Consider the following 16,026-nt stretch of genomic DNA (forward strand, 5'->3'; position numbering starts at 1 on the left):
GTGGTCGTTCAGTTCGTGCCGATGCGCGCCAGCAGGTCGACAATTCGGTCCTGCACCTCGGCGCTGGTCGAACGCTCGGCGAGGAACAGCACCGTCTCGCCCGCGGCCAGGCGCGGCAGTTCGGCCCGGTCGACGGCGGCGGTGTAGACGACGAGCGGCGTACGGTTCAACTGACCGTTCGCCCGCAGCCAGTCGACGATGCCCGCCCGGCGCCGACGTACCTGCATCAGGTCCATCACCACCAGGTTCGGCCGCAGCTGCGAGGCCAGCGTCACCGCGTCCGCGTCGGTCGAGGCCCGCGCGACCTGCATCCCGCGTCGCTCCAGCGTCGCGGTCAGCGCCAGCGCGATCTCCGCGTGCTCCTCGATGAGCAGCACGCGCGGCGGGTGCTGCTCGGAGTCCCGGGGCGCCAGGGCCTTCAGGAGTACGGCGGGATCGGCGCCGTAGGCCGCCTCGCGCGTCGCCTGCCCGAGTCCCGCCGTCACGAGAACGGGTACCTCGGCGGCGACGGCGGCCTGCCGCAGCGACTGCAGTGCCGTGCGCGTGATCGGCCCGGTCAGCGGGTCCACGAACAGCGCGGCCGGGAAGGCGGCGATCTGCGCGTCGACCTCCTCGCGCGAGTGCACGATGACGGGTCGGTAGCCGCGGTCACTCAGGGCCTGCTGGGTGGTGACGTCGGGCGCGGGCCACACGAGCAGACGCCGCGGGTTGTCGAGCGGCTCCGGGGGCAGCTCGTCGTCGAGGGGCCGCGGCTGCGGCGGGTCGGCCACCTCGACGGCACCGCCGGGACCGTCGAGCGGCTCGGGGCCCTCGGCGGCGTTCTCGTCCGGTGCTCCTATGGCGTACGACCGTCCGGCGCCCTCGGTGACTCCGGGCAGCCGGGGTGTGGAGGCCTGTCCGGTCCCCGGCTGCGGACGGGCCGCCGTCTCCGGGCGCTCGGCGACGGGCTCGGGGGGCGTACCGAGCTTGCGGCGGCGGCCGGAGCCGTTGGACTGCTGCGGGGGAGGCGTGGGCGTCTGCGACGCGGGCTGGGCCGGCGGAACCGGCTGGGTCGGAGCGGGCTGGCGCGCGAACGGGACGCCCTGGCCGAGTGTGCGCACGCTGATCGCGCGGCCCTGCGTCGAGTTGGGGTCGACCGGGGCCGCGGCCTCGGCGGGCAGCGGCTGAGCGACGCGCGGGTGCGCCGGACGCTCGGGGGGCAGCGGGGTGCCCGGGGCGGGGGTCGGCTGAACGGCGGCCGGTGCGTTCACCGCGGGGGGCGCCGCCTTGGCCCGGGCCGCGGGGGTGGGCGCACCCGCGCCCGAGGTGTCGTCGGCCTCGGCGTTCGGGTCCGGCCACGACTGGGGTGCGGGCACTGGCGTCGCGGCAGCGGTGGGCCCCGGCCGGGCGGGGGCGCCCGCGGCCGGTGTGGCCTGGGCGGCAGCGGCCCGCGGCGGCGGCGGTGTCTGCGCGGGCACCGGCTGCCCGACACGGGCCGCGCCCGGAACGTCCTGCGCGGGACCACCTTGTACGGGGACGGTCTGACCGGCTTGTACGGGGACGGTCTGACCGGGAACCCCCTGGGCCACAACCCCCTGCGCGGGCGTGCCGGTGGCCGCGGGCTGCCCCGCAGACCGGCTCGCGCGCCGCCGTCCCGTCGCGGCGGGAGCGGGGTGCGGCTGGGGCGGAGTGTGATCGTCGGCCGGGTCGTGCACCAGCGCGTCATGGCGGCCGTCGTCGGCCGACCGGTGACCGGCGCCTGCGCTGACGGCGCGCTGAACCTGCGGAGCCACAGCCGGAACTGGGGCCGAAGCCTGAACCTGGGCCTGGGCCTCGGCCTGGACGTACTCCGGTGAGCGGTCCGCTTCCGCGGGCGGCAGCGCGAACACCGTACGGGCGCCCGCCTCCTGCGCGGCGGCCCGCTCGGCCGCGGCGGCCAGCGCACGCCGACGCCGCCCGGTCGGCTGCCCCGCGTCCGCGGAGGCACCGGCGTCCGGCGCACCACCCTGCGGACCCGGTGCGACCGGCGTACTGGGCGCGGCGGGCAACGCGGCCGGCAGCGCGTGCTGCTCGCCGTCGCGCCGGGCGCGCCGCCCCGAGGGCAGTGGCACGCCCTGCGGAGGCACCGTCCCGCCCAGTCCGGTTCCCACGGCCGCGGTCCCGGCAGCGTGTTCGGCCGCCATGACGACCGCACCCTCCGAGACACCGCCGGAAGCGTTCGCGGTGCCACCGTCCGTCGTACCGTCGCCGGCGCCTTCGGCCGGGCTCGGCCGGCCGCGCCGCCGTCCGGTCCCACCGGAATCGGAGGCACCGTCGTCACCGGGCCCCTCAACCGCCGACGCCGACCCCTGCCGGGGAACCGACACCTCGCCGGTCCCCCGCTCTTCGGCCGTACGCCGCCGACGGCGCCCCGTGGGAGGGACCGCGCCGGCCTCGGTGGCCGTGGCGTCGGACTCCCCCGCGACCTCGCTGTCCAGGAAGGAGTCCACGGAGGACCGCCGGGCCCGCCGCCTGCCGCCGCCCTGATGCGAGGCCTGCTCGGGAAGGGCGACCGCGGTACCGGGGGCGTTCTGCGCCTCGGGAGCCGGAACCGCCCCGGCCCCGCCGCCGATCGGCACCTCCAGCACGAACGCGCTGCCGCTCATGCCCGGCACCTCGTGCGTCTGCAGCACGCCGCCGTGGGCGCGCACGATCCCGCGCACGATCGGCTCGTGCACCGGGTCTCCCCCGGCGTACGGCCCGCGCACCTCGATGCGGACGACCTCGCCGCGCTGCGCCGCCGCCACGACGACGGTGTTGTCCATGTAACCGCCCGCCGACACCGGCGCGTTGCCCGTCGCATCGACGCCGGCGACGTCCGCGATGAGGTGCGCGAGGGCGTTCGCGAGCCGCTGCGGGTCGACCTCGGCCTCGATGGGCGGCGCGTGCACGGCGAACTGGACGCGCCCCGGCCCGATCAGCTCGACGGCGCCGTCGACACCGGCCGCGACGACCGCGTCGAGCATCACGTTCGTACGGGTGATGCCCTCGGCCCCGGAGTCGAGGCGCTGAAAGCCGAGCACGTTGTCGACGAGTGTCGTGATCCGCGAGTAGCCGGCCGCGAGGTGGTGGAGGACCTGATTGGCCTCGGGCCACAGCTGGCCGGCGTCGTCGGCGGCGAGCTTCGAGAGTTCGCCGCGCAGCTGGTCGAGCGGTCCGCGCAGGGACTGGTCGAGTACGGCGAGCAGCTGCTCGTGCCGGGCTGCGAGTGCCTCGTACCGGTCCATCTCGCGCTCGCCGAGCGCCGCGTACCGCTCGTCGCCCGCCGCGAGTTCCTCCTCGTGCCGCTCGCCCAGCTCGGCGAGCTCGGCCGCGTGCTGTTCGCGCATGTCGGTGAGCTGTTTGTCGTGCTCCTCGGCCAGGCGCGCGAGCTCCTGCTCGTGGCGCTCCTGTGCCTGCTCCTTCTCCTCGACCAGGGTGTCGTACGGCCGTCGGTCGGTGAAGGTCATGACGGCGCCGACGAGCTGGTCCCCGTCCCGCACGGGAGCGGTCGTCAGATCGACGGACACCTTGTCCCCAGTCTTCGACCACAGCACCTGCCCGCGCACCCGGTGCTTGCGCCCGGAGCGCAGGGTGTCGGCGAGCGGCGACTCCTCGTACGCGAAGGGCTCACCGTCGGCGCGCGAGTGAAGGATGAGGGCGTGCAGGTCCTGGCCGCCGAGATCGCTGGCCCGGTACCCGAGGATCTGAGCGGCGACCGGATTGACGAGAACGACCCGCCCCTCCGTGTCGGTCCCCACCACACCCTCGGCCGCGGCCCGCAGGATCATCTCGGTCTGGCGTTGCGAACGCGCGAGTTCGGCCTCGGTGTCGACGGTGCCCGACAGATCGCGTACGACGAGCATGAGCAGCTCGTCCGGGGTGGGACCGTAGCTGTCGTAGGCCTGCTGGCCGTTCTCCAGATTCGCACTGGTGACTTCGACGGGGAACTCGCTGCCGTCGGTCCGCCGCGCGATCATCCTGGTCGGCTTGGTCCGCCCGCGCTGGTCGATGGTGTCGGGCCGGCGCATGGACCCGGGGATCAGCCGGGAGTCGAACTGGGGCAGTAGATCGAGCAGTCCCCGGCCCACCAGAGCCGTGCCCGGGGTCTCGAAGGCCTCCAGGGCGATGGAGTTGGCGTTGACGACGGTCCCATTGGCGTTGACCAGCACCAACGCATCGGGCAGCGCGTCCAGTATGGCTGCGAGGCGAGCAGCGCCTCGGGATGGCCTGCTGCTCACGAGACGCTTCCTCCCTGTTACCGCACCTTGCCGACCGCGGATGCCATCTTGCCAACCGGCCCGCGGCGTGTCACGCGAGGGAGTCTACGGGCAGTGGTTGCGCTCGCGACCCCGGATGAGAGGGAGGTCGCACGCAGAAGAGACGTAGAACCTGTGACCACGCATTTCGCCCGCACCCTCACCTCTTCTTCTGTCCCCCGGCTACGACCGAAGGTCGGGCAGCAAGGGCACGAGGGTGTCCCACCGCGCGATCTCACACCCGTCCGCGCGGTCGAACTCCGCGTCGACGGGCCGCCCCGCCCAGGTCCCCGTGACATGCGCGGTGGCGGGGCCGCCGTACTGCATCGTGCACAGGGTGCCGGGCGCCACGGGGGCGAAGGGGCTCGTGCCCCAGGTGGTGTTCCGGTCCAGCTTGGAGCAGGCCCCCCTCGCGTCGGGGTGGCTGCCGCCGCCGGGATGACACCGCAGCTCGTACGTCCCGTCCGCACGGCTTCCCACGTCGTGGACGGTCACGGTCAGCGAGTCCCCGGATTCGTCGCTGCCGACGGGCGGAGGCATGCGGGTGGCCGGGTTCGGAAGCACCGGTTCCCCATACGCGATGGTGGCGAGCCCCACGGGTACGGCCCCGGGCGCGCTCGGGGCGGCGGACGCGCCCGGTACGGCGGAGAGCGCGGCGGCGGCGGACGTGGCGGCGGTGAGAACGAGTCGGCGCAGCATGTCCTACCTAACGCCGGGCAGGCCACGCGGTTGCGCGGCGGCTATGTGCTTTGCTCTGCGGCCCGCCTGCCTAGTACCGTAGGGGGCGATTGGTGACACCGCGCTCGACTGTGTCATCATCTGCACGCACCACTCGCGCTCGCGCGGGCGGCTGTGCGGGAGGCGTCGCCTAGTCCGGTCTATGGCGCCGCACTGCTAATGCGGTTTGGGACTTCAATCCCATCGAGGGTTCAAATCCCTCCGCCTCCGCGGCAAGATCCGAAGCCCCGGTCCACTGGACCGGGGCTTCGTCGTTCAGCCCGCGCCGTGAGGCCCCTCAAGCCCGTTTGCCCAGCTCACAAGGGGTGAGGCAAACGGATTTCACATGGCGGCGGCAGTCATGTAATGTTCTTCCTGTCGCCGCGAGCGGGTCGAAAACCCCGGGAACCGAAGACGCAAGCACAACAAAACAAGCACTCGTAGCTTAACGGATAGAGCATCTGACTACGGATCAGAAGGTTGCAGGTTCGAATCCTGCCGAGTGCACATCAGTTCAGAGGCCCCGTGGAGCAATCCACGGGGCCTCTGGCTTTTGCCTTGACGGCAGTGATTGACGGCAACCGCCGGGGCGGGAGAGCCGTCTACTCCTCGGACGCGAAGTGACGGATGACGGTGTCCGGGCCTGGGCTCATCAGCGTCTCGTGCCCGTCCTCGAAACGGACCCGGTAGGGAGGCCCTCCATCGATCCCGAGCACCTCGATGATCTCTGCGGTGCGATCTTGCCGCCCCACGATCCGGCCATGAACAAGAAGCCTGTCACCAACACTGGCCTGCACGCTGGCACCTTTCTGTCGCTGTCCTCCGCTGCTTTCCCCGCGAATCGCTGGGTCGCAACGAAGGGCGCCATCAGTTCGACCTAACCGGTGAGTGGGGCCGATCAAACGGCTACGAGGACGCCGGCGGCGCCGTCGTCATCGTCCGTCCTGTTGTCGTCACCTCTGAGCGCATCCCCGACGCGATCGAATGCTGAGCGCTGCGAGTCCAGCCGTACGAACGTGTAGATGTCCATGGTCACGCGGATCGAGCTGTGGCCGAGCACTTCCATGATCATGCGGGCGTCGGCGCCCTGCTCGTGGAGGAGGGACGCGCAGCTGTGACGCAGGTCGTGCAAGCGGACCGTGCGGACGTCGGCGCGGATGCACAGAGCCTCGAACGAGCGGTTCAGGTTGCGCGGCTCGATGGGGGTCCCGTTCTTGGTGGTGAAGACGAGGCCGTGGCCTGTCCCCTTCCAGTTGTGACCCGCCGCTTTCCTGTCGGCGGTCTGCTGGGCACGCTGGGCGCGGAGCGCCGTTACGCACTCGGACGGCAGGGCTACGCGGCGGGCCGAACGCTGCGTCTTCGGCGCGACGATCAGCAGTTCACCACTGACCCGCTGTAGGGCCTGCCGGACGGTGAGGACCCCTTCGTAGAGATCCACGTCCGACCAGCGCAGCCCCAGCAGCTCACCGCGCCGCAGGCCGATGCGGACCGCCAGCTCGTACGCGGCCCACAGCCGGTTGTCACGGGCCGCCGTCAGGAGCTGACGCCCTTCCTTGGCCGTGAGCGGTTCGATCTCGCGCTTCGTTCCCATGCTCAGCTCCACGTTTCGGGCCACGTTGCGGGGCAGCTCGTCCTCACGTACGGCGTGCTGGAGAGCCGCACGCATGATCACCAGCAGGAAGCGCACGGTCCAGAGGGGAGCTTCTTGCAGCACTTGCCGAGGGCGCAGCAGCGCCGCTTGTGCTCCGGCCGCTTCTTGTCTTTGCCCTGTGCGCAGCACTGGCAGGTGGCGGCCGTCTTCGCGAGGAAGGCGCGTATGTCGCGAGCCGTCAGCCGGGCGAGCTTCTTCTTGCCGAACTCCGGGGTGACGTAGTTGCGGACGAGGGACTCGTAGTTGACGTAGGTCGTCCTGCGAACCTTGCCCTGGGCGACGTTCGCCAGCCAGTACGCCAGGTACTCGGCGAGCGTCATCTTGTTGGTTGCGACAGGAGACCGCTAAGGGAGTCGGCCTTGAGCTTGGTCAGCTTCTCGTGCGCCTCATCCCAGGTCTTGCCGTAGACACTGCGTCTCTTGTACGTGCCGTCAGCACGAAGGCACTGCCCTCCCAACGACCGTCCTTGCGCTGGTAGATGGTGCCCTCGTTGTTGGGGTTCTTCTTCGGCTTGGCCACTAGGCGGCTTCCTGTTCGGTGCGGAGGGATATGTAGTCGTGCACAGCGGCTTCGCTGATGCGGCGGCAGCGGCCGATCTTGAAGGAGCCGAGTTCGCGGGAGCGGATCAGGTCGTGGACCTTCCAGCGGCTGATGCCGAGACGATCGGCGACCTGGTCCACGGTGAGTACGGCCGTCGTCATACGGGCACCAGTCCTCTTGCTTGAGGCGTTCGGCGTGGGCTCTGTCGTGGCGGACTTGGGCGGCGAGGAGTTCTTCGCCGGGGCGGTAGCCGCTGCTGAGGTAGGTCCACGAGGAGGCGGTGACGAGGGTGGTGTTCTCGTCGTCGATCGGAAGGCCCGCCCGGACGCGGGCGGCTTCGGCCTGCGCCGTACGCCAGGCACGGCGTACGTCGCGGAGCGCGCCGAGGGTGGTCGAGTAGGCACGGGATTTGCTGGAGAAGTGGCCGCGGAAGCCGAGCATGTGAGCCCACCTCCAGAGCTTGAGGTGGGCGAACTCGGGGAGGTGGCCCAGCGCCCATGTGGTGCGGATCATCTGCCGGGCGTGCTGCTGGACGGGGAGATCGGTGAGGGGCTCGGCTTGGCCGGTGCCGTCGCATTCGTCGCACAGGTCGCGGAAGCCGTCCGGGCCGCGTACGTAGCCGCGTCCGGCACAGGGGCGGCATACGAGCGTGCGGTCCACGGTGCCCGCGCCCTCGGCGTTCTTCGTGGCGTACTTGGCGACGTATCCGGCGACCTTGGCATCCGTGAGTTCGCCGTCCCCCATGGCGGAGATCTGATCCACCTTGAATCGGTCGCCCCATCTGATGACGCGTTCACCGACCGCGTCCGACTCGACGGTGAGCCGGGCACGGTCGACCGCCAGGCCGACGGCGACGTGGAGGGCGTCGAAGGTGGCCCAGGCCGGGGGCGAGGTGGTGTGGCCGTCGGGTCCGTCGAAGCGGACGACCGCGTGGAAGTGGACCAGGCCACGTTGCTGGTACTCGGCGACTTTGGCGAAAGAGACGCGGAGCGCCGCGTTGAGTGCCTTCTGCGTCATGCCGAGGTGCTCGGCGAGAGCGCGGCGCAGGTAGGTGGTGAAGCGCGCCCACAGGGCCCCGGCGTGAGCGTTCCACAGCACGGCGCCGGTGTAGTCGTAGCCTGCCGGGCGCAACGGGGTGCCGAGCTCGGGCGCGTCCTGGGCGTGGCTCTTGCCGCACGCGCAGGGGCGGGGCTTGCCTGCGTCGGTCGTCGGGCGGTTGTGGACTGGACCGAAGGACGGGGCGGTGAGGGTGACGAAGGCGCGCGGGTGATCGCGGACGGAATTGGCGACGCTCTTGCCGCCGGACAGTCCGGCCTTGATCAGGTGATAGGTGTCGGCGGCGTAGAGGCGTGAGCAGGCGGGGCAGCGGGAGGCGCGGCGGTTGCCGCAGGTGGTCAGGAGGCGTCCGGAGGGTTCTTCTTCGGAGCGGTAGGAGCGGACCACTTGCTTGGTGGCTTGGTCGGTGGTGACCGTCCAGCCGTGGAGGTTGACGGGCTGGGTGCAGCCGCGCAGGTTGCGGACTTGTTCGTTGACGCGATCGAAGTCGTGAGTGTTGGCCAGTTCGATCAGGTCCCGCAGGCCGGGGCTGATCACGTGGCGCAGGTCGAGGGGGCGGCGCATGGGTGGCGGGGGTCCCTTCTGGCGTGCGGGTGGGCCTGCGGGCAGCAGCGATTCAGTGCGCTCGGGCTGCTGCCCGCAGGCATGACAGGTCAGCCCAGGGGCGGGCGGGGGTGGGGGTGCCGGGAAAGACCGGCGGAGGGCGCGGCCCTACAGGGCGGCGTGGAGGGCGGCGGCCATGGGGAGGCCGATGCCGAGCCGTGTCTTGAGCTGAGCCGGAGTAATCGTTTCGCCGTGCTCGGCGTGGTGGGACGTGGCGATGGAGCGTGCTTCGGTGAGCAGCGGTTCGGGCACCTTGACCGCCGGCGGGGCATGAGCCGGAACAGTGACCGGAGCGACCGGCGCCGGGATGACGGGCGGGGCCGAGTCGGTGAGCGGTGCTGCGGAGGGGGCTGGGGCGGAAGCCGTCTCGGGCTCCGGCTCGATCTCATCCGGCACGGGGGCCGGGTCGGCAGCACGGGTGACCGCGTGGAAGGCGCGCAGGAGCTGCGGGCCGACGGTGCCCCAGCCGAGCAGGAGCAGGGGGGCCACGGCGTCCACGGCGGCGCGGCCGTAGTGTCCGGCGGCGATCGGTTCGGCGACGTTGAGGGCCAGGGTCAGCAGCCCGGACCATGGGGACGGTGGCGGTGGCCGCCGTGACCACGAACGCGACCGCCTGGTCGGCGATCCTCTCGGCACGCTCGGGCGACTGCCCGTTGTGTAGGACCACGAAGTGGGCGAGGCTCTCGAACAGCTCCTCACCAGCCACCGCGCGACCGGTCTTCTGATCGTTTGCCGTTGCCGTCATGTGCAACCTCCTGGTGTGGGGTGGTGCGTGGCACGTGATTCCGCCCTGGTCGCCAAGCTCGGCTCGTAGGCGATGGAGAAGCGGACTGGGAGGCCAGCCCCGAACGGGAAGGGGGAGCCGGGGAATTGGCACCCGTTCGGGGCGGCCGGTCTACTGGCTGATGCCGAGAGCCATGCCGATCACCAGGCCACACGATCCGCTGACGCAGATGATGAACAGGACTCCGGCGTATCGGCCGAGGGCGCGCATCACAGCCCGACCTGACTGTTGCCGTTCTTCTCAGTCAGACGTGCGCTCAGTTCCTCCCGCGCGCTGAGCGCCACCACCCGGTCCGGCATGGCGTCCCACTCGATGCCGCCTCGGAGCGGCCTCATCTGCACACGACCGCCGATCTCACCCATGACGACGCCGATACGCCCCCGGACGCTGTCCTTTGCCAGTTCGCCGATGCCTGGTCTGGTCTGCTGGTTGCTCGCCATGTCTAGGAGCATCGCGAGCGGGGGGCCGTCGCCAAAAGGTCAGGCTGATTACCCAACTTGGGTAACATCGCGGCAAGTAGAGAATCAGCGACGTTGCGTAGCCCTCGCAGTGTGGGAGCTTGCCCAATGCCCGAAGCCGACCGGCCGCAGGAACTGCCCGCCAGGTTGCTCACCGATCCCGAGATGATCAATGCCTGTCGGGTACGGGACTTCGCGAGAGTCTTCCGGCTGGTGAAAACCAGGGCGGGCATCTATCCGTCGATGATCGCCAGGCGATGCGAGCTGACCCCTAGCCGAGTCGGCGAAGTGATCGCTGGGCGACGTCAGTTGCTGCACATGGACGTCATCGAGCGCATCGCGGATGGCTTGCGCATCCCAGGACACATGCTTGGTCTTGCTCGCCGAGCGTGGGAGACGCCTCAGGCCCTCGTGGTCGCCGAGCGCGAGGCACCCCAAGGGCTAGAGCCCGAGCAGCAGGCCCCCGCGCCGCTGCCAGGTCCCGATGTGGACAGCATCTTGGCGCTGGCCACGCGAACGAGCCTGAACGCGGCCACCCTTGAAGCCTTCCGTTCCTCCATCGAGGACTATTGGCGACGGGACGACCAGCACGGCGGCGAAGCTCTGAGGCCGGCCATCGTCGGTCAGCTCCGGTACGTGGTCAGGCTCTTGAAGGAGAGCCGACCGCCGTCCATCCAGAACGGCCTGTACGGAATCGCAGCCGAGTTGGCGCGCCTCACCGGCTGGACCTACTTCGACGCCCGCCAGTACAACCAGGCCCGCACGTACTTCACCGAGGCTCTGCAATTGGCCAAGGAAATCGACGACCGGCAGTTCATGGCCAACGTCCTGGCCTGCATGAGCTTGCAGGCGACCTATCAGGACAAGCCCGCGGACTCCTTGGCACTCGCGACCGCCGCCCAGGACCAGGCCCGCTCAGCTCTCGGCACCACCCCACGGGTGCTGTCCATGCTGTTCATGCGGGAAGCCTTCGCCCATGCCACCCTCGGCAACCGGGACTCGACCCACCGGTCGATCGGGGAAGCGCACCGCCATTTCGAGGAGATCCAGACGAGCGACCCGGACCCGTCATGGGTGACCTACTTCGACGAGCCGAAGCTCATCGTGGACACCGGTATCGCCCACGGGCGACTGGGCGAGGCAGCGACCGCCGAACCCTTGATCGCGGATGCTCTGCGGCGAGAGGACCGCACCAACCAGCGCGGTCGCGCGTTCCACGCGTTCTGGCTGGCTCGCACGCAACTGGACCCAGGGCAAGCTTGATCAGTCGTGCCACACCGCCACGCAAGCTTTGGAGTCCGCATCGGCGGTGGCTTCCGAGCGAGTGTCCGGCCACCTCAGGGAGTTCTACGACCAGTTGGCCCCACACAGGCAAGAGCCCGTAGCCCTGGCCTTCGAGGCGAGGCTACGGACACTTCTTCCACCGGTCAGCGGATCGCTTCATCCATGAGCAGGTACAGCAGACCGACGAGCGATCCGCTGCTCACGATCTCTCGGCGGTCGATCATGCTGCGTACCTCCGAGAGTGGTATCCACTCGATGCGGTCGGACTCGTTCTTCTCCGTGGGCGGCCCGTCGTAGGTCGCCCCGTCCACCCGGAAGACGTGGTGTTGCGAGTCGGTGATCCCGTTGGCCGGCTCGGCGTAGATGAGCGGCTTGGTGGGGCCAGGCCGCCAGCCTGTTTCTTCCAGAACTTCGCGGGCCGCCGCCTCTTCAGGAGTCTCGCCCTCCTCAACCAGGCCCATGGGCAACTCCCAGGCCCACGAGTCCGTGATGAAGCGGTGCCGCCACATCATCAGGACCTCTTGGCGGTCGTTGACCACGGCGGCCACGGCCAGGTGCCGAAGGCGAACGACGTGGTATTCCCACCTGCGCCCGTCAGGCTGCTGGACGTCGACCAGACACAGATTCACCCACTTGTTGGTGTAGATCTGTCGCTCACCGTGGGTCTTCCACTCCATACCTGCGGCCCCTCTCGATCGGTCTCCAGGATGGCAGACCGATCCGGAGGCGGACGCAGCTTCGGCTCTTTTCGCGTCACCTAGACGAGAAGTTGTCGGGCAGACAGTCTGCACCCTGCCGACCATCTCTTCCGCCACCGACCGGAGTTCATGCCCAGCCACTCCGAACCAAAGGATCACGTTCGGAAAGTGGATGGCGTCTGAACTTGATCTTTAAATATGCAACCGAACGTGCTCTCCGAAGGTGTCGGCCCGGTTCACGGTTTGCCGACGTCGTGCCTGGTGGCGGACTGTCAGTTCTTGGACCCGAGAGAGCGGCCCGGGCCGGGGTGGGAAGCTCTCGAGTCACGGGCCGGGCATGCCATGTGCGGGCGGAGGTTCCGAAACCCTCGCCGAACTCAGGCCGGAGTGAGGCGGCCGGGGTTGGGGGGCTTCTCCTAGGACGCCGGAGGTCCTCAGCGATAGCGCGGAGGAGCCGGAGTTGGGTATGGGCCGCGAGACGAGCCAGGTCCAGCGGTCCGAGGCGTCGGGCTACGAAGACGGTAATGGGGGGCGGGTCCAGCCGAGCGTGGTCAGGATCAGTGCAACAGTGCCGCCCTCGCTGGCGAAGAGAGTGTCTAAATTGACACACCTCCTGCCGCTGTCACTGCAGGTGGAGCGGGCACACGTTCGCGGGACGGCCCGTTAAAGACCGTCCCGCGAATATCGGGCACCCGCTGCACCTCTCTCCGCCAGGCCGTTGATCAGGGCAGATCTATGAAGGCCGGCTGGAGTACTAGGGCTTGTAGCAGGCGATGCAGGCGTCAGAGTTGAGCCAGTGGGTCCAGTGAGGGCGTCCAGCCACCTGCGGCATTTTCACGGAGATCTGGTGCTCGGTCCCCCGGGTGCCGTCGCGCTTGCCTTCCCAGTAGGACGACATCTTGCCCGCTTCGGTGTACTTGTAGATCTTCTGTGTATCGCAGTGCCGGTAGTCGCCGCCGATCGAGATGGGGCCCGCTGACACGCTGATGCTCTTCGTGCGGCAGTCGCCCGTGGAGTCGGAGCGGGGTGCCCAATCCTGCCACTGGGGGTTGCCGGCTTCCTTCGCTTTGTCCTGCTTGATGCCGTGGCCACAGGAGGTCAGCACGCTCGCGTGGTCGTTCGCGCAGGTGCTTATGCTCTTGACGGTGTAGTAGTTCCACGCGCTGTTGCCGTCGTAGCGCACGACGTCGTCCGCGTAGCAGCCGTCGTTCCAACTGATGCGGACCGCCCTGCCGCTCAATGTGACGTTGTTGTTTTTTCGGCCGAAGCAGTCGCCCGCGTACTTGAAATCGTAGGGGCGGTTAGCGGCGGGGGCGGCGAGATCGTCGTTGGTGTTGCCAGTGTCGGCTTCGTCCCAGACGACGCTGACGTCACAGCGGTCCGGCTGTCCGTCGGAGCCGGGGGTGCCACTCTCCAGGCTGTCGGTCGTCTCGTACCGGATGTTGGTCGCGCCGGGCGGCACAACGAGCACATCCTCGATGTCGGTGTCGCCCTCGGCGTTCGCGCAGGAGGCACCGGGCGCGATGCTCGCTTGCACCTTCTCCATGTCGACCTTGAGGACGCGGTAGCTGGAGGTGAGCCGCCCTATGGTGGGGACCGCAATATGTTCCCCAGTTGGCGTCCGAAAGGCAGCCGGGACGATGCCCTTGGGCGCGGCCGTCGCTGCGGCGTTGGACGGGGAGCCCTCGGTCGCATCCTTCATATGGTCGGCGAACTCCTGGAGTTCCGCCGTACCTGCCGCCGTGCCGGTGATGTTGTCCGCGTTGGACGCGGTCACGCTAACGCTGTCAAGGGGCGCGGCTTCGTCAGCCGCTGCGGGCTGGTAGACGAGTACGCTCCCCGCGAGGGCAGCCACTGTGGCCGCCATGACGCCCGTTTTCCATCTGCGCATGCGCAGACTCATGGATCCTCCCCCATTTGCTGTGCTGTGGTCATCAGGGAGTCTGCACGTCAGGACCATGATCCGCACGTTTCTCTCACGAACTCTGAGCTGCCTTTGAGGTTGCTGTCGGACATGTCGGAGTGTGACGGACGTAAGACCTCAGATTTCCCTCAAAACCAGTCGCCACCTGCACGTAGGCCCCCGTGCTGGGGCATCATCAGTGCGCCCACATCACCCCCCTAGCGGAGCGGATACACCCGACATGCGCCCCACACGAATGGTCGGCCTCGCTGCCCTCGTCGCAGCCCTCGCCACAGGATGCGGCGGCTCCTCCGGCACAACTGCCCACGCGAGTGCGCCGCCCGTCAGTCAGAAGCAGGCAGTCGCCGTCCTGGACCGCCTGATGGCTGCCGCGCCGGGGGAGAGTGCCCACGCTTTCTGCGCGAACACCTATCAGACCAAGACATGCGAAGACACCTGGAAGCAGGCGGCTGAGTTCTGCCTCAAGCCAGGGGCCGCACCGCACATCATCGACTCGGCCGTGGTGGAGAATACCGACACGATGGACGGTGGGCGTGTGCTGAAGGTGGAGGGGAAAACCGCCTCGGGGCAGCGGTATGTGTCACAGGTGTTCGTCACAGCCGCGACCGGCACTCCGCAGGCGTCGGTGGGGGTGTACTGGTCGGGACTCGGGCTTGGTGACTCGCCATTCGGGGAGAATAAGACAGCGGTGCCGCAGTCGGAGTGCGGCAGGAAGTAGCTCAGACAGCCAGGAACTCGCGACCGCCCAAACAGGGGTGAATCGGGTGAAAAGGCTCAGCCGACGCAGTAGAGGGACGTGTTCGAACGGCGAGGACAAATCTCAAGCTGCGGGGGTGACGGCAACGCTGACGGCAACGACAGCACTCACAGGCTCATGATTACGACCTACAGCGATCAACTCAGAAGAAGGCCGAGACCCCGCTCAACGAGCTGCCCGATCCTACGGATCAGAAGGTTGCAGGTTCGAATCCTGCCGAGTGCACATAGATGAGAGGCCCTGGAGAGATCTGGGGCCTCTTGCGTTTCCAGCGCATACAGCAGCGAAGTACGGCAACGAACCCGATGTTGCTGTGGCAGAGCCGTGGGTGCACGTTCCAAGCACCGTCGAAACGTGCGTCCTCCGCTCGGCATGGGCGTCTTCATGGCTCTAGGGAAGCTCTCAGCAAGTAACCCACTGCGGTACTCCGCCGACCGCCGTGTCAGCCCAGCACGGTCACCAGCCCCAGCACCACGTTCGCGGGTGCCGGCGGATTCGTGGCGAGCGTCGTGGGCTCCGGGGTGAGTGGTGGGTTGAGGTGGGAGTGTGAAGGCCCGCTGTAGCGTGACCACATGGATGAACCCCGGATCAAGGTGTACGGCTCAGCCACCGAAATCACTGTTGCGGGCAACGCCGCCGGGCTGCGGGACCTGGCCGAGCGGCTCGTCGGTCTCGCCGATCCCGAACTCAGCGACGGCTACCACGAGCACCTTGAGAGCGGCATCAACCTCGAAGACGGCTCGATCAGCCTGATCCTGCAACGCGATGACAAGCTGTAGGACTCACTCCGGCCCGGCGATCGGCAAGGGACTCTCGCGTCATGACTTCCTTGAAGGGATCGGGCGCATCGTCGGACATGGCTGGACCGTAGCGTGGTCGGCGTAGTGCCGTCCGTCGATTGGTGACGGCTCCGCGCAGGCTTTGCAGTCTGGCCTCATCTCGACCAGGTCGCTCGTGAGGCGCTGTCGACGTCGGTCAACCCCTCCTGGGCTCCGGCTGGAAGCCCGCTGACGTCCTGCAATGACCGGCACTGTCCGCCACTGTTGGTGTCAGGCGGTGATGTCAGGACTCGGGGCTCTCCCTGACAGGCGGCGCACCCTGAAGCATGCGTCGCGCGCCCGAGCGATGACCGACCACAAGACCGGCAAAGAATGACCAGACCACCAGGAGTATTCAGAGCCGTTCAGTCCCGTTCCCGCATCTTCGTCCGTAGCGTGAACGGCTGTGGACGGCTCCGGACGGGGATGAATGAGACGGAAACTGAGACGGAGTCCTCCCCGGCTGACCTGCGCATCAGC

The 16,026-nt window shown here is 68.9% G+C and carries 12 protein-coding genes, 2 tRNA genes and 3 pseudogenes; 5 read left to right on the forward strand and 12 right to left on the reverse strand.

The genetic code is table 11. The features are described 5' to 3' along the window. Nucleotides 1-8: 8 nt before the first annotated feature. Nucleotides 9-4,238 carry a PAS domain-containing protein gene (locus AB0D27_RS12020; protein ID WP_362505872.1) on the reverse strand — a complete coding sequence of 1,410 codons (4,230 nt, stop codon included), beginning with the start codon at nucleotides 4,236-4,238 and terminating at the stop codon, nucleotides 9-11. A gap of 201 nt (nucleotides 4,239-4,439) precedes the next feature. After that, nucleotides 4,440-4,955, reverse strand: coding sequence for an SSI family serine proteinase inhibitor (locus AB0D27_RS12025; protein ID WP_362505875.1), 516 nt, complete (start codon nucleotides 4,953-4,955; stop codon nucleotides 4,440-4,442). A gap of 158 nt (nucleotides 4,956-5,113) precedes the next feature. Between AB0D27_RS12025 and AB0D27_RS12030 the strand changes: the two genes are divergently transcribed. Both AB0D27_RS12030 and AB0D27_RS12035 read left to right on the forward strand, forming a co-directional pair. Next, nucleotides 5,114-5,204 (forward strand) — tRNA-Ser (locus AB0D27_RS12030). 203 nt (nucleotides 5,205-5,407) lie between these two features. After that, nucleotides 5,408-5,480 (forward strand) — tRNA-Arg (locus tag AB0D27_RS12035). Between the two features lie 95 nt (nucleotides 5,481-5,575). Here AB0D27_RS12035 and AB0D27_RS12040 read toward each other — a convergent pair. From AB0D27_RS12040 to AB0D27_RS12070, 7 genes and pseudogenes are all read right to left on the reverse strand, one after another. After that, nucleotides 5,576-5,770, reverse strand: coding sequence for a DUF1918 domain-containing protein (locus AB0D27_RS12040; protein ID WP_362505878.1), 195 nt, complete (start codon nucleotides 5,768-5,770; stop codon nucleotides 5,576-5,578). A 101-nt stretch (nucleotides 5,771-5,871) separates the two neighbouring features. Further along, nucleotides 5,872-6,660 (reverse strand): site-specific integrase, encoded by a 789-nt coding sequence (locus AB0D27_RS12045; RefSeq protein WP_362505881.1) that lies wholly within the window; start codon nucleotides 6,658-6,660, stop codon nucleotides 5,872-5,874. Then, nucleotides 6,642-6,944 (reverse strand): N-terminal phage integrase SAM-like domain-containing protein, encoded by a 303-nt coding sequence (locus tag AB0D27_RS12050; RefSeq protein ID WP_362505884.1) that lies wholly within the window; start codon nucleotides 6,942-6,944, stop codon nucleotides 6,642-6,644. The genes AB0D27_RS12045 and AB0D27_RS12050 overlap by 19 nt, the downstream gene beginning before the upstream one ends. 198 nt (nucleotides 6,945-7,142) lie before the next feature. Then, a complete protein-coding gene (locus tag AB0D27_RS12055; protein WP_362506121.1) occupies nucleotides 7,143-7,325 on the reverse strand; it encodes a helix-turn-helix domain-containing protein in 183 nt (60 codons plus the stop codon). A 19-nt stretch (nucleotides 7,326-7,344) separates the two neighbouring features. Continuing rightward, a pseudogene (locus tag AB0D27_RS12060) lies at nucleotides 7,345-8,784 on the reverse strand (replication initiator); the annotation flags it as partial. Between the two features lie 147 nt (nucleotides 8,785-8,931). After that, nucleotides 8,932-9,312 carry a hypothetical protein gene (locus tag AB0D27_RS12065; RefSeq protein ID WP_362506133.1) on the reverse strand — a complete coding sequence of 127 codons (381 nt, stop codon included), beginning with the start codon at nucleotides 9,310-9,312 and terminating at the stop codon, nucleotides 8,932-8,934. Between the two features lie 504 nt (nucleotides 9,313-9,816). Next, on the reverse strand, nucleotides 9,817-10,059 hold the full coding sequence (locus tag AB0D27_RS12070; RefSeq protein WP_362505887.1) for a hypothetical protein: 243 nt from the start codon (nucleotides 10,057-10,059) through the stop codon (nucleotides 9,817-9,819). Between the two features lie 114 nt (nucleotides 10,060-10,173). Between AB0D27_RS12070 and AB0D27_RS12075 the strand changes: the two are divergent. Beyond that, nucleotides 10,174-11,515 (forward strand): annotated as a pseudogene (locus AB0D27_RS12075) (helix-turn-helix transcriptional regulator). Here AB0D27_RS12075 and AB0D27_RS12080 read toward each other — a convergent pair. From AB0D27_RS12080 to AB0D27_RS12090, 3 genes and pseudogenes are all read right to left on the reverse strand, one after another. Next, entirely contained in the window at nucleotides 11,493-12,026 is a 534-nt protein-coding gene (locus tag AB0D27_RS12080; RefSeq protein ID WP_362505889.1) for an NUDIX hydrolase, read from the reverse strand. The pseudogene AB0D27_RS12075 and the gene AB0D27_RS12080 overlap by 23 nt on opposite strands. 296 nt (nucleotides 12,027-12,322) lie before the next feature. Continuing rightward, nucleotides 12,323-12,596, reverse strand: a pseudogene (locus tag AB0D27_RS12085) (transposase); the annotation flags it as partial. 205 nt (nucleotides 12,597-12,801) lie between these two features. Continuing rightward, nucleotides 12,802-13,950: a hypothetical protein gene (locus AB0D27_RS12090; RefSeq protein WP_362505892.1), complete on the reverse strand. Its 1,149-nt coding sequence runs from the start codon at nucleotides 13,948-13,950 to the stop codon at nucleotides 12,802-12,804. A gap of 241 nt (nucleotides 13,951-14,191) precedes the next feature. Here AB0D27_RS12090 and AB0D27_RS12095 point away from each other — a divergent pair, with 241 nt between their 5' ends. Further along, complete coding sequence (locus AB0D27_RS12095) at nucleotides 14,192-14,689, forward strand: hypothetical protein (protein ID WP_362505895.1); 498 nt, start codon at nucleotides 14,192-14,194, stop codon at nucleotides 14,687-14,689. 611 nt (nucleotides 14,690-15,300) lie between these two features. Next, nucleotides 15,301-15,507, forward strand: a complete 207-nt coding sequence (locus tag AB0D27_RS12100) for a hypothetical protein (RefSeq protein WP_362505898.1) — start codon at nucleotides 15,301-15,303, stop codon at nucleotides 15,505-15,507. Nucleotides 15,508-16,026 lie beyond the last annotated feature (519 nt).

It is taken from the genome of Streptomyces sp. NPDC048415, from assembly GCF_040651675.1.
In the GTDB taxonomy this organism is placed as follows: domain Bacteria; phylum Actinomycetota; class Actinomycetes; order Streptomycetales; family Streptomycetaceae; genus Streptomyces.